21 protein-coding genes are annotated in these 19,805 nt (G+C 64.5%); 13 read left to right on the top strand and 8 right to left on the bottom strand.

The window, feature by feature from the left end; all coding sequences use genetic code 11:
• Positions 1 to 7: 7 nt before the first annotated feature.
• The 3 genes from FJ418_RS32100 (at position 8) to FJ418_RS28295 (ending at position 3,837) form a co-directional block, all read left to right on the top strand.
• Positions 8 to 169, top strand: coding sequence for a hypothetical protein (locus tag FJ418_RS32100; protein ID WP_181167121.1), 162 nt, complete (start codon positions 8 to 10; stop codon positions 167 to 169).
• Between the two features lie 653 nt (positions 170 to 822).
• Complete coding sequence (locus FJ418_RS28300; protein WP_246683244.1) at positions 823 to 2,346, top strand: tlde1 domain-containing protein; 1,524 nt, start codon at positions 823 to 825, stop codon at positions 2,344 to 2,346.
• A 243-nt stretch (positions 2,347 to 2,589) separates the two neighbouring features.
• On the top strand, positions 2,590 to 3,837 hold the full coding sequence (locus FJ418_RS28295) for a glycosyltransferase (RefSeq protein ID WP_140871319.1): 1,248 nt from the start codon (positions 2,590 to 2,592) through the stop codon (positions 3,835 to 3,837).
• 2 nt (positions 3,838 to 3,839) lie between these two features.
• Here FJ418_RS28295 and FJ418_RS28290 read toward each other — a convergent pair whose 3' ends face one another.
• Entirely contained in the window at positions 3,840 to 4,598 is a 759-nt protein-coding gene (locus tag FJ418_RS28290) for a DUF4239 domain-containing protein (RefSeq protein WP_246677168.1), read from the bottom strand.
• Positions 4,599 to 4,811: 213 nt separating this feature from the next.
• Here FJ418_RS28290 and FJ418_RS28285 point away from each other — a divergent pair, with 213 nt between their 5' ends.
• Together FJ418_RS28285 and FJ418_RS28280 are read left to right on the top strand one after the other, a co-directional pair.
• On the top strand, positions 4,812 to 5,597 hold the full coding sequence (locus FJ418_RS28285) for a ThuA domain-containing protein (RefSeq protein ID WP_140871317.1): 786 nt from the start codon (positions 4,812 to 4,814) through the stop codon (positions 5,595 to 5,597).
• Between the two features lie 99 nt (positions 5,598 to 5,696).
• Positions 5,697 to 6,755: a Gfo/Idh/MocA family oxidoreductase gene (locus FJ418_RS28280; RefSeq protein WP_140871314.1), complete on the top strand. Its 1,059-nt coding sequence runs from the start codon at positions 5,697 to 5,699 to the stop codon at positions 6,753 to 6,755.
• A gap of 198 nt (positions 6,756 to 6,953) precedes the next feature.
• Here FJ418_RS28280 and FJ418_RS28275 read toward each other — a convergent pair whose 3' ends face one another.
• The 3 genes from FJ418_RS28275 to FJ418_RS28265 all read right to left on the bottom strand — a co-directional run bounded on the left by FJ418_RS28275 (position 6,954) and on the right by FJ418_RS28265 (position 10,401).
• Entirely contained in the window at positions 6,954 to 7,676 is a 723-nt protein-coding gene (locus FJ418_RS28275) for a 3-keto-5-aminohexanoate cleavage protein (RefSeq protein WP_140871312.1), read from the bottom strand.
• Positions 7,677 to 7,840: 164 nt separating this feature from the next.
• The gene (locus FJ418_RS28270) at positions 7,841 to 8,773 is read right to left on the bottom strand and encodes a dimethylarginine dimethylaminohydrolase family protein (protein WP_140871309.1); all 933 of its coding nucleotides are present in this window, start codon (positions 8,771 to 8,773) and stop codon (positions 7,841 to 7,843) included.
• 35 nt (positions 8,774 to 8,808) lie between these two features.
• The gene (locus tag FJ418_RS28265) at positions 8,809 to 10,401 is read right to left on the bottom strand and encodes an amidohydrolase (protein ID WP_181167120.1); all 1,593 of its coding nucleotides are present in this window, start codon (positions 10,399 to 10,401) and stop codon (positions 8,809 to 8,811) included.
• 82 nt (positions 10,402 to 10,483) lie between these two features.
• On the opposite strand from FJ418_RS28265, the gene FJ418_RS28260 reads away from it, so the two are divergent.
• The 5 genes from FJ418_RS28260 to FJ418_RS28240 all read left to right on the top strand — a co-directional run bounded on the left by FJ418_RS28260 (position 10,484) and on the right by FJ418_RS28240 (position 15,499).
• Positions 10,484 to 11,371 carry a LysR substrate-binding domain-containing protein gene (locus FJ418_RS28260; protein ID WP_140871303.1) on the top strand — a complete coding sequence of 296 codons (888 nt, stop codon included), beginning with the start codon at positions 10,484 to 10,486 and terminating at the stop codon, positions 11,369 to 11,371.
• 167 nt (positions 11,372 to 11,538) lie between these two features.
• Entirely contained in the window at positions 11,539 to 12,633 is a 1,095-nt protein-coding gene (locus FJ418_RS28255) for an ABC transporter ATP-binding protein (RefSeq protein WP_140871301.1), read from the top strand.
• A gap of 83 nt (positions 12,634 to 12,716) precedes the next feature.
• Positions 12,717 to 13,832, top strand: a complete 1,116-nt coding sequence (locus FJ418_RS28250) for an ABC transporter substrate-binding protein (RefSeq protein ID WP_140871379.1) — start codon at positions 12,717 to 12,719, stop codon at positions 13,830 to 13,832.
• 22 nt (positions 13,833 to 13,854) lie between these two features.
• The gene (locus tag FJ418_RS28245; RefSeq protein ID WP_140854793.1) at positions 13,855 to 14,688 is read left to right on the top strand and encodes an ABC transporter permease; all 834 of its coding nucleotides are present in this window, start codon (positions 13,855 to 13,857) and stop codon (positions 14,686 to 14,688) included.
• Between the two features lie 4 nt (positions 14,689 to 14,692).
• Positions 14,693 to 15,499, top strand: a complete 807-nt coding sequence (locus tag FJ418_RS28240) for an ABC transporter permease (protein WP_140651913.1) — start codon at positions 14,693 to 14,695, stop codon at positions 15,497 to 15,499.
• A gap of 9 nt (positions 15,500 to 15,508) precedes the next feature.
• On the opposite strand, the gene FJ418_RS28235 is transcribed toward FJ418_RS28240, so the two are convergent.
• From FJ418_RS28235 to FJ418_RS28225, 3 genes are all read right to left on the bottom strand, one after another.
• Positions 15,509 to 16,297 carry a fumarylacetoacetate hydrolase family protein gene (locus FJ418_RS28235; protein WP_140785148.1) on the bottom strand — a complete coding sequence of 263 codons (789 nt, stop codon included), beginning with the start codon at positions 16,295 to 16,297 and terminating at the stop codon, positions 15,509 to 15,511.
• A gap of 460 nt (positions 16,298 to 16,757) precedes the next feature.
• Positions 16,758 to 17,300: a cytochrome b gene (locus tag FJ418_RS28230; RefSeq protein WP_140785147.1), complete on the bottom strand. Its 543-nt coding sequence runs from the start codon at positions 17,298 to 17,300 to the stop codon at positions 16,758 to 16,760.
• 209 nt (positions 17,301 to 17,509) lie between these two features.
• Positions 17,510 to 17,869: a metalloregulator ArsR/SmtB family transcription factor gene (locus tag FJ418_RS28225; protein ID WP_040988334.1), complete on the bottom strand. Its 360-nt coding sequence runs from the start codon at positions 17,867 to 17,869 to the stop codon at positions 17,510 to 17,512.
• 429 nt (positions 17,870 to 18,298) lie between these two features.
• On the opposite strand from FJ418_RS28225, the gene FJ418_RS28220 reads away from it, so the two are divergent.
• Positions 18,299 to 18,493 (top strand): hypothetical protein, encoded by a 195-nt coding sequence (locus FJ418_RS28220; RefSeq protein ID WP_140645003.1) that lies wholly within the window; start codon positions 18,299 to 18,301, stop codon positions 18,491 to 18,493.
• Positions 18,494 to 18,599: 106 nt separating this feature from the next.
• Positions 18,600 to 18,845, top strand: a complete 246-nt coding sequence (locus FJ418_RS28215) for a DUF982 domain-containing protein (RefSeq protein ID WP_140645004.1) — start codon at positions 18,600 to 18,602, stop codon at positions 18,843 to 18,845.
• Between the two features lie 147 nt (positions 18,846 to 18,992).
• Here the strand turns inward: FJ418_RS28215 and FJ418_RS32095 are convergent, their stop codons facing one another.
• Entirely contained in the window at positions 18,993 to 19,157 is a 165-nt protein-coding gene (locus FJ418_RS32095) for a hypothetical protein (protein WP_181167119.1), read from the bottom strand.
• 278 nt (positions 19,158 to 19,435) lie between these two features.
• Here FJ418_RS32095 and FJ418_RS28210 point away from each other — a divergent pair, with 278 nt between their 5' ends.
• On the top strand, positions 19,436 to 19,678 hold the full coding sequence (locus tag FJ418_RS28210; RefSeq protein ID WP_095816412.1) for a DUF982 domain-containing protein: 243 nt from the start codon (positions 19,436 to 19,438) through the stop codon (positions 19,676 to 19,678).
• Positions 19,679 to 19,805 lie beyond the last annotated feature (127 nt).

Genomic DNA, 19,805 nt, shown 5'->3' with positions numbered 1-19,805 from the left:
AATTGCCATGGAAGACAAACCGCCAGCCGAAAACCCGGGAAGGACCCTCGTCACGGTGCTGGCAATCTGCGTTCTCATCTTCGCCCTGTTTTTTATCGGCTTCAAATATTCGGGGCCTGACCAGGGAGCGCTGATCGTGCCGGGCGCAGTACAGCAAGGCAGCAAGTGAATGACTGGCGAGCACCAAGGCCTGACCAGGCTGGTGGAGCGCCTGGCAATCCCCAAGGATTTCGCGCGGCTGCGAAGCCAGTGAGATCGGGCTGACTGTTCCGTGCCGCACCGAGGTCGCCCCGCCCGCCCGGCAGGGTGACTTTTTTTTGGGCGATCGTCGCGAATATGCGGCAAGCCGACTCCCCCCGAACTCCTCGCCGCCTGGCCCAGAAGTTTTTGCAACTGGCTTTTTCAGTATTCTTCAGGCTGTCGCATTTTAACCCTAATCGGCCTCTAGCCGGCCGGAGATGCTGCGGTTCCAGCCTTCACGTTTTCTTGACAGAGGCCGGAAAAACGGGCAGCAAAGCGGGTGAGGAAGAGCATTTTTACCGTGGCGCAGACCATGGAGGCTCTTTTTTCGTATGGACCGTCGCCAAATCGGCGATTGGTGGAGGGATTGGTTAACCATCTTTGTCCATCTTTTGAATCAATCGGCAACAGACGCGTGAAGGTGCAGGGGGCACCAGCGAACTGTGATCGTGACGGGTGCCAGGTCCGCAAACCGGCATGCCGATTGAGAGTGGTCGTATGGCGTTTTTGCGTTTGAAAAGCCGGGGTGACGCTCCTCATCGGGGGGTAACTTCGAAAAAGTCTGGTCATCGTTGGGTCGTGGTGCCTGCTGTCGGCGCCGCTCTCGCCCTATGGTCTGTCGCCACCTTGGCGGGGCTCTATTCGGTGAGCACCTCGCTGACCGCAGCTTCCAATGGATTGCCGCAAGGCCTGCTTTCGCCGCGCAACATCGCGCTTGGCGACCAGCGCCGGCTGATCGCCAACGCCTGGGCGCCGCGCCTTTCCGCCAATGGCGGCTACCAGGCGGGCTCGCTCATTGGCGGCTGCGACGCCGGCTGTTTCAGCCTCGCGACAAGCTTCAGACATAACGGCCAAGCTGCTGAAAAACCGAAGAATGAAGGCCACGACGGCAAGATGGCGCGCCTCAGGCTGCCGGCGCCCGACAGCGTCGCGCAGGAGAAGGTGGTGGTGGTGGCTTCGGCCGCCGGAGCCGCCGACCGTTTCGACGGCGTGGTGAAAAAGGCCGCGCTTTCGCCGCAGAAGCTTGCCGAAGCCTTTGCCCGCGCCGAGAACGCGCCGTTCCTGCTTGCCAGCCTGCCCTCGGCCAGCCGCTTCGGCGGCGCTGAGCCGGATGCCCCGGCGGAAGCCCGCTTCGGTTCGCAGCCGGCCCAAATCGCCGGCGCTTCCGAACTGGCGCTGGCGCTTGCCAACGTGGCGCAGGAGGATACGGCGGACATTCCGACCGCCGTCGCGCTCGAAAACAGCGACGCGCCAAATGTCGCCGACACCCCGGACAACGGCCAGGACGGCGAGTACCAGGTCGCCTCGCTGCCGCCGCAGGACGATTTGCCCGACACCATCGCCGTGCCCGGCCTTCGACCGCGCACCACGCTCGAGCGCGCTACCGAGGCGCCCGAACAGAACGCGGCCAAGCCGCAGAAACCAGAGATCGCGAAGCCGCAGGCGGCCAGGGCCAAGCCGCAGCCGGCCGACACCGCGCAAAGCGCGCCGACAGCGGTCTCGCCCAGGAACGGCGACCAGGCCCTGCCGGGCGTGCCGGGCTCAAAGCCGCTCGTGGCCGATTCCAAGCCCGGCAAGCGCAAGGCGCAGGCGTCAGAGATGCTTGCCTACGCCAAGCCTGACACGCCGGAAAGAGGCGGCCTCGGCAGCGCGTTCCGCAATCTTTTCAACGGTCCCTCCACGGGCAATGGCGTCGCCGTCTACGATATTTCGGCGAGGACCGTCTACATGCCCGACGGCTCGAAGCTGGAGGCGCATTCGGGACTTGGTTCGATGGTCGACCAGCCACGCTTCGTGGACCGCAAGAATGTCGGTCCGACACCGCCCGACACATACAACCTGTCCATCCGTGAATCGCGCTTCCATGGCGTCGAGGCGATCCGGCTGACGCCGGCCAGCGGCAGGAACAAATACGGCCGCAACGGCCTGCTCGCGCATACCTACATGCTGCGCGGCGGCCGCGCCGAGTCCAATGGCTGCGTCGTCTTCAGGGACTACCACCGCTTCCTCGCCGCTTACAAAAAGGGCAAGATCAAGCGTCTTGTCGTCGTCCCGCGGCTCACAAGGTTCCCCACCCAAGTCGCCCAGGAAGGCCGCCAGGGTTAAGCCGAACCTGGCCGGCGCGCTGGTCGCCGGCTGTTATCGATCCCCACTTGTTGATCCGAAGGGCTTGGCGCCAAGACGCGCCCAAGTATTTGCCGTCGCTTAAACCATGGCGAGGATCGCAACCTCATCGGAGGAGCGATAACGACCCTTCCCAGATGGTAGATATGGCGCAGCCCGGGCTTGCGGCAAGCCCCCGGCCATGGCGTATCAACGCTGCTCCGAAAAACCATAACGGAGCACGGAATGCGTATCCTGTTATCGACTTACGGCTCGCGCGGCGACGTCGAACCGCTGGCGGCGCTAGGCGCGGCGTTGCAGGCGCACGGCGTCGAGGCCAAAGTGAGCGCGCCGGGCGACGCGGAGTTTGCGGCCCTCCTGGCCCGCGCCGGCATGCCGATGGCCCCGGCCTTCGCGCCGGTGCGCGAATGGGCGAAGGAAATGATCAACCGGTCGCGATTGGCGTCGCCCGAAGACCGGGCCAGGCTCATTGCCGGCCAGGCGGCCGAGATCGTCGCCAGGCAATATGAGGCGATTAGCGCAGCCGCCGAAGGCTGCGACGCCGTGGTGGCGTTCGGTCTCTTCCCGTCCTGCGCCGCCGCGCGGCTGGTCGCGGAACAACGCGGCATGCGCTACATGCTCGGCACGTTCTGCCCAATCTGGCTGCCGTCGCCGCACAACCGGCCGCATGAATATCCAAGCCATCCGCTGCCGCCCGGCGTGACCGACAACCGGCTGCTGTGGGAGATGGACATCGGGACCAAGAACGCGCTCTTCGGCGAAGCGGTCAACGGCCAGCGCGCATCGCTCGGGCTGCTCCCGGTGGAAAATGTCCGGGACTATGTCTACGGCAATCCCGTCCTGCTCGCCTGCGACCCGACGCTCGGGCCATGGCCGGGCTCGGACCTGATCGACGCCGTCCAGACCGGCGCCTTCATCCTGCCGGACGAGCGGCCCTTCCCTGATGGCCTGGAGGCCTTTCTCGATGCAGGCCCGCCACCTGTCTATGTCGGCTTCGGCTCGATATCGGTCGCCAGGGAAGCCGGCTTCGCTGCCATCGAAGCGATCCGCGCCAGGGGCCTTCGCGCGGTCATCGCGCGTGGCTGGGCCGAGCTCGGCCCCGTCGACGACCGCGACGACTGCTTCGCCGTCAGCGAGGTCAACCAGCAGGCGCTGTTCGGCCGCATCGCCGCCGTCATCCACCATGGCGGCGCCGGCACGACCGTTGCCGCCGCGCGGGCGGGAGCGCCGCAGGCGATCGTGCCGCAGATCGGCGACCAGCCTTACTGGGCGCGGCGGGTGGCCGAACTGGGCATAGGGGCGGCGAATGACGGTCCGGTGCCGAGCGCGGAGTCGTTGGCGGCGGCGTTGGATGTGGCGCTGGCGCCCGAAACTAGCACGCGTGCCGCGGCAGTGGCCGGCAAGATCCGCGCCGACGGCGCCGAGGTGGCGGCAAGGCTGCTGATTGAATTGGCGGGGCAACCTAGCCGGTGAACTCATTGCGTCGTTAGTTCCGCCAGCGCCCTTTGCAGGGGCGTCGGCGAGACCTGGATCGGGCCTGAGAAGGGACTGTCCATGTCGATGATCAAATAGACCGCCGCCGCCGCCAGCGCTCCGGAAACGAGGCATGTGAAGACGACGGTGCCATTGTGCGGTGCCCGGAAGCCGAAGCTGGCGAAAATAAGCGTCAGCCATGCCACGAGCAGCACGATCAGCGGCGCAGGGATGGCGCCCTCGGATTGCTCGGCCAGTATCCAGCGCTGCTCGATCAGCTTCTGGAGTTGCTGCGTCGCAGCCTGTTGCGCGGCGGTCTGCTTGGCATCCGCGGGCGTCAATCCCGCCAGTATGTCTCCGACCTGATAGAGCAGCAGTTCCGACAGCCTGTTCGGGACGACGGTTGTGTCGCTGTCGGCGGTGGAGGTGTCGACGACGCGCTGGACATAGGCAGCGAGCGACTGCCGGGCGCTGTCCGCCTCCGGCCCGTAATGCCGGAGTGTTCGGTCGAGCAGAATAATCTCGGTGGCGAAGGTGTGTACGTTGCCGTTGATGGACTCAAACGTGTTCTTGGCCGAGTTGATCATCAGACCGAGCATAAGCGAGGACATCACCACGAAAAGGTTCGCGGCAAGCCGCACCACCGCGCTGGTGTCGTCCCTAAGGTGGTGAGCGGGGAAGCGCTCGTGCACCATCAAGCTGACCAGCGAGGCCCCGGCCAGGCAAGCAAAGATCGCTGTCCCTACAAGCACTTCGCCCATGGCTGACATTGTAACCGAGGCGCGGCGCTTGCCAATTGGCTGTGCGAGGGTTGAATTAACGTCGAAGCATAAGGACGTATATCGCTGGCCGGTAAGGCGACTTTCATGCCGGGCTCCATGCACAGCGAGGCGAAGGTCGAAAACCGCTTTCAATACCGGGCGAAGGCGCTATCTATGGCGCGGGGCGGCTCCCAATCACACACGAGGCTATCCATGACAATTCGCGCTGTCGTCTGGGGCGAGAACATCCATGAGCGGACCAATGAGGTGGTCGCCGGCATCTATCCGGAAGGCATGCACGCGACCATCGCCAAGGCGCTGAATGCGGACAAGGCGATCTCCGCCTCGACGGCCACGCTGGAGCAGCCCGAGCACGGCCTGCCGGAATCCCGCCTCGCCGAAACGGACGTGCTCGTCTGGTGGGGCCACAAGGACCATGGCGCGGTGACCGACGAGGTGGTCGAGCGCGTCGCAAAACGCGTCTGGGAAGGCATGGGACTGATCGTGCTCCATTCCGGCCATTTCTCGAAGATCTTCAAGCGGCTGATGGGCACGCCCTGCACGCTGAAATGGCGCGAGGCCGGCGAACGCGAGCGGCTTTGGGTGACGAGCCCCAGCCATCCGATCGCCGACGGCGTCGGCGAATTCTTCGAGCTCGAAAACGAGGAAATGTATGGCGAGCAGTTCGCCGTGCCGGAGCCGCTGGAAACCGTCTTCATCTCCTGGTTCCAGGGCGGCGAGGTGTTCCGCTCGGGCCTGACCTACCGGCGCGGCGCCGGCAATGTCTTCTACTTCCGCCCCGGACACGAAACCTATCCGACCTATCACGACGCCACCGTGCAGAAGGTGCTGCGCAATGCGGTGAGATGGGCGCACAACCCGCAAGGGTCGAAGCCCGCAATCCTCGATGCGCCGAATGTGGCGGTGGAGAAGGCGCTGGAGCCGATCGAGGAGCGCGGGCCCAAGCTGCATGCACATGGCGAGGTCGGTTTCCGCTAAAAAGCGCCTTTCCGCTTCGTTTGGGATTGCGCGAAAACAGCGCCCGGGTCACATTCGCACCGTTATTGAATCGAACCAAATCGCTCAAGGGGAAAAAAAATGCGGCTTTTGATACTCGGTACCGGCTGGATGGCGCAGGAACATGCCCGCCGCTTCGGCGCCATCGAGGGCGTGGAATTGGCGGCGGCCGTCGATGTCGACGAAAAGCGCGTCGGCGAGTACGCAGACGGCTTCAAGATTCCGAAGCGCTTCACCTCGCTGGAGGCGGCGCTCGACTGGGGCGATTTCGACGCGGTCGCCAATGTCACGCCGGACCGCATCCACCACCCGACCACCCTGGCGCTGGTCGCCGCCGGCAAGCCGGTGCTGTGCGAGAAGCCGCTGGCCGAGAATTTCGGCAGGGCGAGCGAAATGGCCGACGCCGCGGAAGCCGCCGGCATCGTCAATATGGTCAATCTCACCTATCGCAACGTGGCCGCGCTGCAGAAGGCGCGCCGGATGGTGCAGGCCGGCGAGATCGGCACGGTGCGCCATGTCGAGGCCTCCTATCTGCAGAGCTGGCTGGTCTCGAAATTCTGGGGCGACTGGCGCATCGATCCGAAATGGCTGTGGCGACTGTCGCGCGGCCACGGCTCCAACGGCGTGCTCGGCGATGTCGGCATCCACATCCTCGATTTCGCCAGCTATGGCGCGGCGCTCGACATCGACCATGTGTTCTGCCGGCTGCGCGCCTTCGACAAGGCGCCGGACAACCGCATCGGCGAGTACCAGCTCGACGCCAACGACAGTTTCGCCATGACGCTCGATTTCTCCAATGGCGCCTTCGGCGTGGTGCATGCCAGCCGCTGGGCCACCGGCCATATCAACGAACTGCGCCTGCGCATCCATGGCGACAAAGGCGCCATCGAGGTGGTGCACAATCTCGAGGGCTCGGCTCTGAAGGCGTGTGTCGGCAGCAATGTCGAGAACGCCAAATGGGAGGAGCTCGATGCCGGCACGGTGCCGACCAACTACCAGCGCTTCGTCGAGGCGGTGAGGAGCAGCGTGCAGGCCGAGCCGACCTTCCGCCACGCGGCGGGCCTGCAGAAGGTGCTCGACCTTGCCGTGGTGTCGGATGAGAAACGGGCGGAGTTGAGGGCGAACGCTGATACGCAGTGAGCCCGAAACTGCTGATCTCCCCCCTTGCGGGGGAGATGCCCGGCAGGGCAGAGGGGGGTGCTGTCCCGCCGACCTTTCAGCTGTTTGTAGTTGCTGCGTCTGCGGGTTATTGATGGAAAGTCGCCAGCGTTGGCGTTCCTTCACACCCCCCTCTGTCCTGCCGGACATCTCCCCCGCAAGGGGGGAGATTGGCTGTTGCTACGCTCTGCGATAAATCGCGACCGCCGCCGCCACAAGCGTCGCATTGCCGTCCGCGACACTCCCGTCCGGCAATTCCTTGCCGTCCTCCAGCCCGACCCGGGTCGACAACTTCCGCGCGGCCGCCCTTTCCACGAACGGCCACACCGTCGCGTTCTCGCCATGCAGCAGGATGGAGCGGCAGATGCCGGCGCGTTGCAGCACCTTCTCGATGCCGTCGGCCACCGCAAAGGCCTCGTCCAGTGTCTGCTCGGAAATCTCGATCAGTACGCGCAGCACCCGGCCGCCATGGTCGAGGCCGGCCAGTCGTTCGGCGTCGGCGATCGACGCCAGCCCCGCCTCGATGCCGATGCCGCGCTGGCGCAGGCTTTCCATGACCACGGGTGCGGCCGTTTCGCTGAGATTGACCGAGGCATAGTCGGGCAGTTCGCGCCAGCCGGAGATGGCGACAAGCGTGCGCAGGTCGTCCTGCTCGATCCAGGCGCCGGTGGAGACGCCGATCAGCGTGCCCGGGCAGGCGCGGCGGAGTGCCGCGACCGTCCTGTCCATCGCTTCCGGCGCCAGGCTCTCTCGCCCGTCGGCGCCACGTGCATGGACGTGCAGCTCGGCCGCGCCCGCAGCGATCGACGCGGCGGCGTCGCGCGCCATCGCTTCGGGGTCGAGCGGCAAGGCGGGGTGGAAGTCGGCGGGTCGGGCGCCGTTGATGCAGGCCTGGACGATCATCCTTGCGGCATTCCTGTTTCGGTTGGCTGAAGCCTAGCCCAGGATCGGAGTGGCCGGAACCGGAACGATGCAATCTCCTGACAGGCCGCGCGACCAATATCTCCCTGGCCTGCGACCAGAGGGATAGACATTCATCGCGGGCGATCGCCGAACTTCGACAACCCTTACGCCGGCACGCGCTTCAGCGCCTGCGCCATGCAATGGATGCCGCCGCCGGTCTTGGAGATTTCGCTCATGTCGACGGCCGCGACCTCGAAGCCTTGAGCTTTCAGCTTCTCGATCAACGTCTTGCTGGAGGTCGGCGCGATCACCCTATCCTTGCCGAGCGACATGAAGTTGCAGCCGAGCGCCATCGTGTCCTGGAAGGGCACGTCGATGATCTCGTGGCCCTTGCCCTTCAGCCAGTCGACGATGCCGGGCTCGGTGCAGGCAAGGCAGACGGCGGTGAGCTTTTCGGCGATCGGCACCACCATCAGGTCGATATGGACGTAATATTCGTCGATGAAGGCAAGACGCGTCTCCCAGCCTTCCTTCTCGAACCAGTTCTGCACCTGGCGCGCGCCCTCTTCCTGGGTGCGGGCGCCGCCGCAGCCGATCAGCACCACGCCCTCCTCGATGACGTTGAAGTCGCCGCCCTCGAAGGTGCCGGCCGTCACCATGTCGTAGATCGGGATGCCGAGTTTTTCATAGGTGCGGATGGCGGCGTAGTTCTCGCCGCGCCGCCACCAGTTGGCCATGGCGGTGATGAAGGCGCCGTAAGGCGTCATGACGCTGGAGTCGCGCGAATAGACCTGCATCGGCAGTTCCGGCGTCGGCTCGTGCCAGTGGATGTTGACGCCGAAATGCTCATAGGCCGCGACGAGGTCCTTGTGCTGCGCCTGCGCGATCTGGACGTTGCAGGGGGCCTCGCGCAGATATTTTCTCGACAGCGAACTGGTCGACAGGTGGCGCAGGAAATTGGGCGAGCCGAGCAGGACGTCGGTCAGCACGTCGGTCTCATTGGCGAAGCCCCACGCGGTCAGCGGCTTGGTGCCGCCATTGGGGTTGCGGCGCTGCAGCGAGAACGGCTCGGCGACGATGCGGTCATGGACAGTCATGGAGTTCTCCTCGAGCTGGTGTCGTTGTTGGTCAGTTATGCGGTGGAAGCGGCCGGGATCCACCAGTCGCGCCCGCGCGGCGTGGTGACATATTCCGGCCAGCGGAAGTTGATCGGCGGTTCGTAGTCGCATAGCGGCGCGATCCAGTTCGAGCCGCCGACGCCTCCGCCAGTTCGCTTGACGAATTCGTCCATGGCGGCGTCGCGCGCGGCCTTGTCTTCCAGCAGGCGCAACGCCGTCAGCGCGACCGTCTTGGCGGCGCAGGTCACCATCGGATCGATGGTGGCGGAAATACCGCCCAGCGCGTTCATCACCCACGCTGGATAGGCGTGGCCGTTTGCCGAGCGCAGCGCCGGACGGGCGACATAGAAGCGCGAGGTCGGCGCATGCCAGCTCATGTCGGTATAGTCGTCAGAGGTGGAGTTCGGCTGCGACGGCGGCAGGTCGCGGCGCAGGATCGCTTCCGCGTCCCGCGGCGAAATCAGCCGCTCCAGCTCGTCGATGAACGGGTTCTCGGTCGCCTCGCCGCCGGCGTTGACCTGGACCTCGCGGGCGATGGCCTTCGCCGCCTCGTCCCAGCGCGGCGCGCCGACGGTCGAGAGTGACTGATAGGTGATGTCGGCCATGGCGTGGTTGGCCAGTCCTGGGCGCGACTTCGATACCCAGTGGCGCTCGTAGCGGCAGCCGCTCATCTTGGCCGCCGCTTCCGCGTTGCGGTCGAGCATGGCGGTCACCTGCTCGGCCATGGCAATGGTCGGCACGCGGATCATGTACTGGATCTCGGCTAGGCCTGCCGGCAGATTGTCGGCCGTGGCCTGCCCTGCCGTCAGGATCGCCTCGCTGATCGACCAGCCGCCCTGATGCGTCAGCATGGAATCGCGCAGCGCCTTGGAGGCCATGTACATCATCATCAGCGCATCGTTGGCGCCGGGCGCCCGGACCGCCGAATGCGCCTGCGGGATCGGTGCGCCGTCGCTGGCGCGAACCCAATTTTCCGGTTGGTCGCAGACGAAGCGATAGATCATCGAATAGGCGGCGCCGCAATGCGTGTCCCAGCGCGCGGTGTTGCAGAGCGGCAGTATGTAGAAGGGATGGAAGGAGATCATGCCGGCGAGGCCGTCATAATAGCCTTTTGCCGCATGGATCGGCTTCGAGCCCCTCACCTTCTCGGCCGGCTCGCCGGTGAAACGCAGCGTGCCCTTGATGCCATGCTCCAGCATCGCCGCCTTGGTAGCCAGAAGCCCGCCGAGGCTGCCGATGCCGAGGCCCGAATGTGGATCGGTGTGGCCGCCGGCCTCGACGCCGAGGCCCGGCCTCGCGCGTTTGACCGTCGCGGCATCCTGGCAGTTGCCGGGCACGGCATCATACTCGCCATACATGCCGATCACCGGACCGTCGCCATTCGTCCAATGGGCGCAGAAGGCCGTCGGCATGCCGCCCGAGCCTTCCTCGACCGAAAAGCCTTCGCGCTTCAGCCGATCGACATACCAGGCGGCCGATTGATACTCGCGCCAGGCGGTCTCGCCGAAATCGAAGATGGTGCGCGTCCATGCCGACAGCAGCGGCTGGATGCTGTCGATGCAGGCGAGCGCGGTTTCTTGCGCCGAAGTCGTCACCGGTTTGTCCATGGCTCAAAGAAAGCAGTGAAGCGGCTCATCAAAAAGTGATATGTTTTCCCGGCTCGTGCAAATTCGGTTCACCTGAGGCCTCTTGCGAATACCTTCCACGCAGGCGCTGCGCGCCCTCGACAGCTTCGCCCGTCACGGCAGCGTTTGGCGCGCCGCCGACGAGCTTCACCTCACCCGAAGTGCTGTCTCGCATCAGTTGCGACTGCTCGAGCGCGATCTCGGCTTCGATCTCTTGCAGCGCATCGGCAAGGGCGTGGCGCTGACGCCGCGCGGTCAGCGCTATGCTGCCGATGTCCGGAAGGCGCTGACCGTGCTCGGCGACGCGGGAACGCAAAACAGCGGCGCCGGCGTCGGCGGCTCCTTCGGCATCTCGTGTCCGCCGGGCTTCGCCTCGATGTTCCTGTGCACGCATATCGGCGAATTCCAGCAGATGTATCCGGACGTGGCGCTCTCCGTGCTGACGCCGCGGCGGCTCGACGAAGTCTCCAACCCGGAGGCCGACGCCTTCATCGCCTTCGGCGTCGGCAACTGGCCGAACCGGGCGGTGGAACTGCTTTGCGAAGTCCACTTCACGCCGCTGTGCAGCCCAACCCTGCTCAACAAGATCGGCGGCTTTTCCAAACCCGCCGACGTGCTGCGCGCCAATCTCCTGCATCTTTCCGACACTGAGGACTGGGCACGCTGGCTGGCGCTGTCCAAGGTGGAAAATCCCGATACCGAAGGCGGCATCTTCTTTTCCGACATGAACCTCGTCTTCTCGGCGGCGGTCGCCGGCCAGGGGATCGCCATGGGCGACGAACTGACTGGACGCCGGGCGTTGAGCGAGGGCCGGCTGGTCAAGCCGTTCGAGGCGTCGGTCCCCTCGCCCCGTTCGTATTACCTGGTGTTCGAGCATGCGAAGGCCGGGCATCCGGTGCTGAATGCGTTCAGCGACTGGCTAAGGGCGAAGTTGTTGGAGAACAGGCTTTAGATTGAGCGGGGCGATGGAGAGCCAATCTCCCCGTGGGGGAGATTGGCAGTTCCAGCGCCACTCCCCCTCAGACGTGAATCGAATTTGCCGATCAGGCGAAAACTATTCGGTTGCGGTGAGCCGCAGCCATGCCTACGATTTCATTGGGAACTGAGGAAAGAGCCAGGATGCAGCAACCCGGCCGGGCCGCGGAGATCAAGGCGAACGGGATCGGCAAGAGCTTCGGCTCGTTCCGAGCGCTGGACAATCTGTCGCTGGATATCGGCCGCGGCGAGTTCCTGACGCTGCTTGGACCTTCAGGTTCCGGCAAGACCACCTTCCTGATGATCCTCGCCGGCTTCGTGCAGCCGAGCGAAGGCAAGCTTTTCAGCGACGGCGTGGACATAACCAACCGGCCGGCCGAACAGCGCGCCGCCGGCATGGTCTTCCAGGGCTACGCTTTGTTCCCGCATATGAGCGTGGAGCAGAACATCGCCTTCCCGCTCAAGGTGCGCAAGAAATCCGCCTCGGAAATCAAGCAACGTGTCGGCGAGATGGTCGAGCGTGTCGGCCTCAAGGGCCATGAGAAGAAACTGCCGGCCCAGCTTTCCGGCGGCCAGCAGCAGCGCGTGGCGCTGGCCCGCGCGCTGGTGTTCGAGCCGGGCGTGCTGCTCCTCGACGAGCCGTTCTCGGCGCTCGACAAGAGCCTGCGCGGCCAGATGCAGGCCGAGATGAAGCGGCTGCACCAGGAAACCGGCACCACCTTCGTCTTCGTCACCCACGACCAGAGCGAGGCACTGGCGCTGTCGTCGCGCGTCGCCATCTTCAACCACGGCAAGCTCTTGCAGGTCGGCAGGCCGGACGAGGTCTACGACCGGCCGGCCAACCGCTTCGTCGCCGAGTTCCTGGGCGAGATCAACATGCTGCCGGTGAAGGGCGTGCGCCCCGCCGGCAGTGGCGCGACCGGGCTCTGCGAGGACCGCGCCGTCAACATGCGCTGCAAGGCCGAGACGATAAAGGGCGACGCCATCCTCGCCATCCGACCCGAGGACATGTCGATCGCGCCGGAAGCATCGGTCAACGAGAACGGCATCGCGGCGACCGCTGTCGCCTCGACTTATCTCGGTGCCGCGACCAAGCTAGACCTCACCACGCGCCAAGGCGCCAAGGTCACCGTCTCGGTGCCGAACGAGGTCGCGGCCGCGGCCTTGAGCAAAGGCAATTCCGTCTGGCTGACCTGGCCGGCGGAAAAAGGTTTCCTCCTTCCGGATGGAGGACAATAGAGCGCGCCGCCGCGGCCTGAAATCGCCGCATCGGCTTCCGGTTCAAATCAACGACAACAAGGGGAACTGACATGAACGACGATATGAACAACAAGACTCGGAAACAGGCAATCGAATCCCTCGCCGAGCGGACCAAGCGCGGCGAGATCTCGCGCCGGCAATTCGCGCAGCTCGCGGGCCTCGCGCTCGCCGGTACGCCGATGCTTTTGCGCTCGACCGGTGCTTTCGCCGACACCAAAGGGCTGGTGCTGGTGAACTGGGGCGGCGACGCCATCACGGCTTACGACGCAGCCTATGGCCAGGCCTTCACCAAGGACACCGGCATCCCGGTCAAGATGGACGGCTCCGGCCCGACCGAGGGCGCGATCGCCGCGCAGTACAAGAGCGGCGCGCCGACCTGGGACCTGGTCGACGTCGATCCGTTCTCGGCCATCACGCTCGGCGGCCAGGGCATGCTCGAGCCGATCGACTACAAGGTCGTCGACAAGAACAAGATGCGGCCGGGCTTCGGCTGGGAATATGCGGCGTCGACCTACTTCTTCTCCTATGTGATCGCCTATGACTCGCAGAAGTTCGGCTCCAACGCGCCGACCGGCATGGCCGACTTCTTCGACGTAAAGAAGTTCCCCGGCAAGCGCTCGCTCTACAAATGGGGCGTGTCGAGCTGGGAAGCGGCCCTTCTGGCCGACGGCATCGCGCCGGCCTCGCTCTATCCGCTCGACCTGAAGCGCGCGCATGACAAGATCGCCGCCTTCAAGGAAAACGTCGTCTCCTACTGGGGTGGCGGCGCCGAAAGCCAGAGCGTTCTGCTCAACGGCGAGGCCTCGATGGCGATCGTGTGGTCGACCCGCGCCTCGCTGATCGAGCAGGATTCGGGCGGCCAGATCAAGTTCATCTGGGACCAGGGCCTGATTTCGCCCGGCGCGCTCGCGGTGCTGAAGAACAACCCCGGCGGCAAGGACGCGGCGATGAAGTTCATCGCCAGCGCGCAGGATCCGCAAAAGCAGCTCGTCATGTTCGACAAGCTCGGCCAAGGCCCGGCGAACCCGGCGGCCGACGCGCTGATTCCGGCCGACAAGAAGCGCATTAACCCCGTCGATCCGGAAAACATGAAGAAGCAGATTCCGCTCGACATGGAGTGGTACGCCAAGAATTACGGCGCCGCACTCGACGAATACACCAAGATCATCTCGGCCTGATCGGGCCGAGATTTTCCAACCGATGAGAGGCACCCTCTCCGACAGGATGGGCGCGGCGCTGCTGATGGCGCCGCTGCTCCTGTTCCTTATCCTTGCCTATGCCTGGCCGTTCCTCGGCGTGGTGAAGTGGAGTTTTACGCTTCCAACGCCAGGGCTGGAGCAATACCACGCCCTGCTTACCGATGACCTCGTGCAGTCGGTGTTCATCCGCACGCTGCGCATCGCGGCGATCGTCACCGTCGTCTCGGTCGCCGCCGCCTATGCGATCACCGTTGTCTGGGTGCGCGGCAGCCCGACGCAGCGCGTGCTTGCCGAATTCTGCATCCTGGTGCCGTTCTGGATCTCGGTGCTGACGCGCGCCTTCGGCTGGGTGGCGCTGCTCTCCAACCGCGGCCTGATCAACACCTGGCTGCAATCGATCGGCTTCATCTCGGAGCCGCTGACCCTGGTGCGCAACGAGTTCGGCGTCATCGTCGGCATGTCGCATTTCCTGATCCCCTTCGCGGTGTTCCCGCTGGCGTCCGCCATGCGCAGCCTGGACGAACGCGTGCTGCTCGCGGCGCGCGGCCTGGGCTCCAGCCGCATGCGCACTTTCTGGACGGTGTTCGTGCCGATGACGCGCTCCGGCATCATCGGCTCGGCGCTGATCACCTTCGTCTTTTCGCTGGGCTTCTTCGTCACGCCGGCAATCCTCGGCGGCGGCCGCAGCGTGATGATCGCGGAGCTGATCTATCTGCGCATCTTCCAGAGCCCGGACTGGGGGCTTGGCGCGGCGATCAGCGTCGTTCTGGTGGTGTTCGTCGGCGCGCTGATGGCGCTTCTGTTCCGCTACGTCAAACCGAAGCAACTGGTGTAGCGCGATGCCGACTTATCGCCCCGGCCCCGTCTCGCTCATCCTCGCCGTGCTGGTGGCGCTGTTCCTGCTTATGCCGCTGCTTGCCGTCATCCCGGTGTCGCTGACGCCGAGCCGCATGCTGACCATGCCGACCGGTGAATTGTCGCTGCGCCATTACCGCTCGCTGATCGAGGATCCGCGCTGGCTGGAATCGATCCTGCTCTCGCTCAGGATCGGCGTCGTCAGCAGCATCCTTTCCACCGCGCTTGCCCTCACCTTCAGCCTCGGCGTGTGGATGTTCCAGCCGCGCTTCACCGCCGCCCTTGTCGGCTTCGTGCTGTTGCCGATGGTGGTGCCGCCGGTGGTCTCGGCCGTGACGCTCTATTTCCTGCTCACCTCGGTCTCCGGCCTCACCTCCTTCTTCGGCTACGATACCTGGCTGGGTGTGGCCATGGCGCATTCGGTGATGACGGTGCCTTTCGCCACGGTGCTAATCCTGGTGTCGCTCAGCCAGCTCGACCGCCGTATCGACCTTGCCGCACGCGGCCTTGGCGCCAGCGTTTGGGAACGCGCGACGCGCGTCATCATGCCCAACATCAAGTTCGGCATCGTCACCGCGGCGCTGCTCTCCTTCGTGCTCTCCTGGGAGGAGATCGGCGTGACGCTGTTCATCACCTCGGTGAACGCCATCACCCTGCCGCGGCTGATGTGGATGGGCCTGCGCGACAACATCGATCCGGCGATCGCGGCGCTTTCGGTGATCCTGATCATCATCACCGTACTGGTGCTCGCCGTGCGCAGCGTCGTCACAAGGCAGCGAACCGCACGCTAAACGGCCCGATCAGACAAACCTGACCGAGACACGGCCGAACCTGCCCAAATCGCCGGTGACTTCATCGCCGGGCTCGACTTCTATCGGCTTGACGCAGGTGCCGGTTATCACCACCTGCCCCGGCTCGAGCGCTATGCCCAGGCCCGACAATTCGTTGACGATCCATTGAAGGGCAATCCGGGGGTCACCCAGCACGGCCGCCCCCGATCCGTCATGGCGCGACTTCCCGGCGACGAACCCGACCACCGGGTGCTTTGCCAGATCCACATCGCGCCAATCGTCCTCCACGGCCTCGCCGATGACGAACAGATTGGCGCAGGCATTGTCCGCGATGAGCTGCGCCGCGCCGACCGCGCAGAAATCGTCGTATCGCGAGTCCGGTATTTCGATCGCCGGGTGCAGGGTCGCCACGGCATCCATCACCTCGGCGATCTCATAGGGCTCGGCGCGCGGCTGCATCTCGCGGCCGAAGCGAAAGGCGAATTCGATCTCGGCCACGCGCATCCTGCTCGTCGCCAGCGAAACGGCTCCGCCGACATCGACCGCCTTCTCGGCCAGCAGGCGCCCCGCCATCGGACCGTCGACGTTGATATGCCTTTGCCCGGCCAAGCTGGTGGCGGCTATTTTCCAGCCGAAAAGCGGAGCCGCCGAGCGGTCCATCACATGGGATTGGACGGCATAGCCTTCCGAGCGCGTTTGCGGCCGCACCGTCTCGGGTATCGCATCGAGACGGGTGCCATTGTCCCAGTGGGCCACCAACAGGCGCGAAGCGGCCTTGGCTTTTTGCGTATCGAACATCGACAGCACCGAAGATCAAAAAATGCCACGCCGCCCGGCGCTTCGCGGATCAGGAGCCCGGCTGGGACCATTGCGCAATGTGAACCAGGCGAGACGATAGGCGACGGGGTATCGAGAGTCCACATTGCCAGTCGGGAGCTTCCCGACGACACCAAGCCGGTGATCGCCCTTGGTGAGCGCGGCAAGGCACGGGACCGCAAAACGAAAGAGGCCCGCCGGGAGCGGCGGGCCTCTTACGGAGCCGAAGTGGAAGCTCGGCGCCGTCATGATCCGGGGGTGTGGATCGACTCGAAATATAGCCAACAGCGCCCGGCCCGGCGACTTACAAATCTGTAATCTTCGGCCCGGCAGGATCAGGCGACACCAACAAAAAGAGGCACGTTATCATAGTCTTGCGAGCGTCCGCGATCGCGCCGTCACGGCGCCTTCAATCAAAAGTGATGGAGCGGAAACCGGCTGACTACCGATTCCGCGGCAACATTCTGGTCAGCACCGTGTCCCGGCGAATGAAGTGGTGATAAAGCGCAGCCATGGCGTGCAAGCCGGCCATGATCAATATGCCGTTCGCGCAGAGCGAATGAAGCTCGCGAATAGTGCGTGCGGTCGCCCTGTCCGGGGCGAAGGGTGCGGGAATCGTAAACAGGCCGAAGAAGCTCAACGCGTCGCCCCGGAACCAGGTCAACAGAATCCCGAGGACGGGGATGGCGATGAGCAGGGCATAGAGAATGAAATGCCCGATCTTCGCCGCTGCCTGCTCGGCAGCGGGCATTTCCGACGGAAGGCCAGGCGCGCCCCTAAGGCCGCGCAGCACCACCCGCCAGAACACGAGCGCGGCCAGGAGAAGGCCAAACGAAATGTGCAACCGCCAGAAGAATGCGACCGCAGGATCCCCGCGGGAATAAAAAGCGTCACCATAGGTCAGGGCGTAGAGCAGGACGACGAGCGCGAATAGTGTCCAGTGAAGGAACTTCTGGGTGGACGTGTAGGTCATGGCGAGGGCCATTCCGAAGGGCTCCTTTTGACAGGTCTTCCCGTTTCGGACGCTTTCCCGGCAGACTTGTGGCCGCTAAATTAAGAATTCGTAAGACTACAACAAACCGGCAAAACGCAAACCAGCGCTTTGCCTGTCGCATTGCCGTCTATTCTCGTCCACGCCATCGAGGCGCCGCACCGGACGAAGGCCCCCCGGCCTCGTCCGTGCGTGCAGGCAGTTCAGGCGGCCTGCGGCCGCCGCATCCTCTCGACAAAGGCCTGCCTTGCCGGTCCGGCAAGCGGCTTGTCCATGGCCAGCAGGCCATCGAGCAGCGCCAGGAGTTCGCGCGCTGCCGAAGACTTGCAGGAGTAATAGACCATCTGACGATCGCGGCGGGTTTCGACCAGGCCAAACCTGCGCAGTTTGGCCAGGTGTTGCGACAGCGCCGATTGGCTGAGTTCGACCTTGTCAGCGAGCACGCCGACAGAGAGTTCGCCCTCGGCCAGGTAGTTCATGATGAGCAGACGCTTCTCGTTGCCCATCACCGCGAGAAAGGCTGCCGCGCTTTCTGCGTTGGCGGTAAGTTTCTTGGTGACCATCGATTTCCCCGTGGTTCATGCTCTTCCGAAGGCCATGGGGGCGATGGCTTCAGAGTTCCAGAGCGTTGGTGAGCATGCCCCGATTTGGACACGGGGCCTGCCCTGCTTCTTTTCAACCAGAACCCCTTCGTAACCCGGTTGCCACCACGTCGGGGTTGTTGGTATCGGACAGAACGCGAGGTGCTTTTCTGGGCGCAAGTCAATGCAGACTCGGAAAAATTCCACGCTGCTAATGCGTATCAGCGAAGCGCTCATTCGGCAAGAATATAACGAGGCCGGCAAAGCAATGGCCAACCGCGGGCATGCAAGCACCGCAGCCGGCGTAACCGGTCGAAGAGACCTCGGCCACGATGTTGCCGCGACTCACTCCCAATCTCGAAGCGTGCTAATATTAGCCGGGCAAAGGGGACCGGGCTGTAGGAGGAAGCCATGTCCGTCGTACGCAACACATTCACCCCCGACGAGACGGCCATGCTCGGCCGTGTCTACGAAAACGGCAATGTCGAGGGCGAGACCGCCGAGCAGAAGGAAGCACGCGCCTCGCGCATCCTCGCCAATTACATGGCGGGCATCACCGACGAAGCGGAACTGATGGAGCTTTCGCGAAGGCCGCTTGGACGGTGAGCAGCGCGTGCCGCACCGGTGAGACGGCTTCACGTTAAGTTGACGTTTCGCGGGGCAACTCTACGGTAAAATATATCGTTCTCCGACATTTTTCGGGAGGTTGGCGATGATCCAAGGATGGTTTTCGAGGCCGGTCGAAGTCGCCGTCGGCGTCTCCGGCTCGATCCGCCACATATCCAACGCCGAGCAGGCTGTCGAACTGCTGACCGGCCAATGGCGCGATGCCGGCAGCGCGCCGCACGGCGCGGCGCTGCGCGCATGCCGCCGGGCGATCCGCGGCGACGTCGCGGCGGACAATGCCAGGGAGGCCTTTGTTGTCGCCGCGCGCGAGGCGCATGTGCTGGTGGAATAGAGCGACCGGCGTTCCACAAGCCCGCCTATCGATAGTAAAGCCACAAGAGCACCAGCACCGCGAACACCGCCGGAGAAAGCAGGATTCCGGCCCGAAAGATGCACATGGCCAGCTGAAGCGGAGTGAACATGCCTGGCGGCGTCGGGCCTATCGATCGCGCGACTTGACGGAAAACCGACGCGCCGTTCCAAACGCGCGCAAACGATCAGTTTCAGCGCGGGCACGGCTCAGCCGCATTTCCTCGTAGAGTCCGAAAGCGGTCGCCATCAAGGTGGCGACGGTCATGGTGGATGCGAGCACGGCGATAAGCATGAGAGGTCTTCCCGCGTTTTCATCAGCCTGCCGGATTCATTAGCGCCGTCCGCGAGGGCACGTCAGTGACTTTGGTCACGCGATTTTTCAGCCGGCCGGATCGCGAATCCGCCGGCCCATGGCCCGTCCGGACGCTGCCAATCGTCGGTTTGAAATTCTTCGGAACCTAATGCGCGGTGGTTGGTTAACGCGCGGGTCGGCAATCGCCCTCGGCCTGCATCGACGCCATCCGGCGTCGCTTGCTTGCCCAAAATACGATCATAAGAACGGAGGAAGTGATGAACGATGTCTGGTTTTCCGAACCGGTCGTGATCGATTTCCAGCCAAACGGCCAGCGCAAGGTATCAAGCTGTTTCGAAGCGATGGAATGCCTCGACCAACGCTGGCCGGGACAGGCGCGCGACGGCGCCTGGCGCTCGGCAAGCCGCGTCTGCCGCGATGCGCTCGACGGTCTGCGCAGCCCGGTGGAAGCCCGCAAGACACTGCGCAAGGCGGCCAAGGTCGCCGGCCTGCTGGCGTAGCCTCGATTTCCCATGGCGTCCCACCGGGGACGCCGCCAAGCCCGTCGTGGTTTCCCATTGCCGCGGCGGGCTTTTGTTTTCCATGAGGGCGAAGCGACGGCCGACGCATACCCCGGAACACGTTCAA

This window comes from Mesorhizobium sp. B2-8-3 (assembly GCF_006440815.1).
Lineage (GTDB): Bacteria > Pseudomonadota > Alphaproteobacteria > Rhizobiales > Rhizobiaceae > Mesorhizobium.
This window is presented reverse-complemented; position numbering and strand designations above follow the sequence as displayed.

Excerpts from the sequence above, each read along its gene's own strand:
- FJ418_RS28235 (WP_140785148.1), bottom strand. The coding sequence starts at position 16,297 with ATGTTCGATACGCAAAAAGCCAAGGCCGCTTCGCGCCTGTTGGTGGCC.
- FJ418_RS28225 (WP_040988334.1), bottom strand. The coding sequence starts at position 17,869 with ATGGTCACCAAGAAACTTACCGCCAACGCAGAAAGCGCGGCAGCCTTT.
- FJ418_RS28290 (WP_246677168.1), bottom strand. The coding sequence starts at position 4,598 with ATGGGCGAAGTGCTTGTAGGGACAGCGATCTTTGCTTGCCTGGCCGGG.
- FJ418_RS28295 (WP_140871319.1), top strand. The coding sequence starts at position 2,590 with ATGCGTATCCTGTTATCGACTTACGGCTCGCGCGGCGACGTCGAACCG.
- FJ418_RS32100 (WP_181167121.1), top strand. The coding sequence starts at position 8 with ATGGAAGACAAACCGCCAGCCGAAAACCCGGGAAGGACCCTCGTCACG.
- FJ418_RS28265 (WP_181167120.1), bottom strand. The coding sequence starts at position 10,401 with ATGGACAAACCGGTGACGACTTCGGCGCAAGAAACCGCGCTCGCCTGC.
- FJ418_RS28230 (WP_140785147.1), bottom strand. The coding sequence starts at position 17,300 with ATGGCCCTCGCCATGACCTACACGTCCACCCAGAAGTTCCTTCACTGG.
- FJ418_RS32095 (WP_181167119.1), bottom strand. The coding sequence starts at position 19,157 with ATGCTTATCGCCGTGCTCGCATCCACCATGACCGTCGCCACCTTGATG.
- FJ418_RS28285 (WP_140871317.1), top strand. The coding sequence starts at position 4,812 with ATGACAATTCGCGCTGTCGTCTGGGGCGAGAACATCCATGAGCGGACC.
- FJ418_RS28280 (WP_140871314.1), top strand. The coding sequence starts at position 5,697 with ATGCGGCTTTTGATACTCGGTACCGGCTGGATGGCGCAGGAACATGCC.
- FJ418_RS28210 (WP_095816412.1), top strand. The coding sequence starts at position 19,436 with ATGAACGATGTCTGGTTTTCCGAACCGGTCGTGATCGATTTCCAGCCA.
- FJ418_RS28255 (WP_140871301.1), top strand. The coding sequence starts at position 11,539 with ATGCAGCAACCCGGCCGGGCCGCGGAGATCAAGGCGAACGGGATCGGC.
- FJ418_RS28245 (WP_140854793.1), top strand. The coding sequence starts at position 13,855 with ATGAGAGGCACCCTCTCCGACAGGATGGGCGCGGCGCTGCTGATGGCG.
- FJ418_RS28220 (WP_140645003.1), top strand. The coding sequence starts at position 18,299 with ATGTCCGTCGTACGCAACACATTCACCCCCGACGAGACGGCCATGCTC.
- FJ418_RS28275 (WP_140871312.1), bottom strand. The coding sequence starts at position 7,676 with ATGATCGTCCAGGCCTGCATCAACGGCGCCCGACCCGCCGACTTCCAC.
- FJ418_RS28270 (WP_140871309.1), bottom strand. The coding sequence starts at position 8,773 with ATGACTGTCCATGACCGCATCGTCGCCGAGCCGTTCTCGCTGCAGCGC.
- FJ418_RS28250 (WP_140871379.1), top strand. The coding sequence starts at position 12,717 with ATGAACAACAAGACTCGGAAACAGGCAATCGAATCCCTCGCCGAGCGG.
- FJ418_RS28215 (WP_140645004.1), top strand. The coding sequence starts at position 18,600 with ATGATCCAAGGATGGTTTTCGAGGCCGGTCGAAGTCGCCGTCGGCGTC.
- FJ418_RS28240 (WP_140651913.1), top strand. The coding sequence starts at position 14,693 with ATGCCGACTTATCGCCCCGGCCCCGTCTCGCTCATCCTCGCCGTGCTG.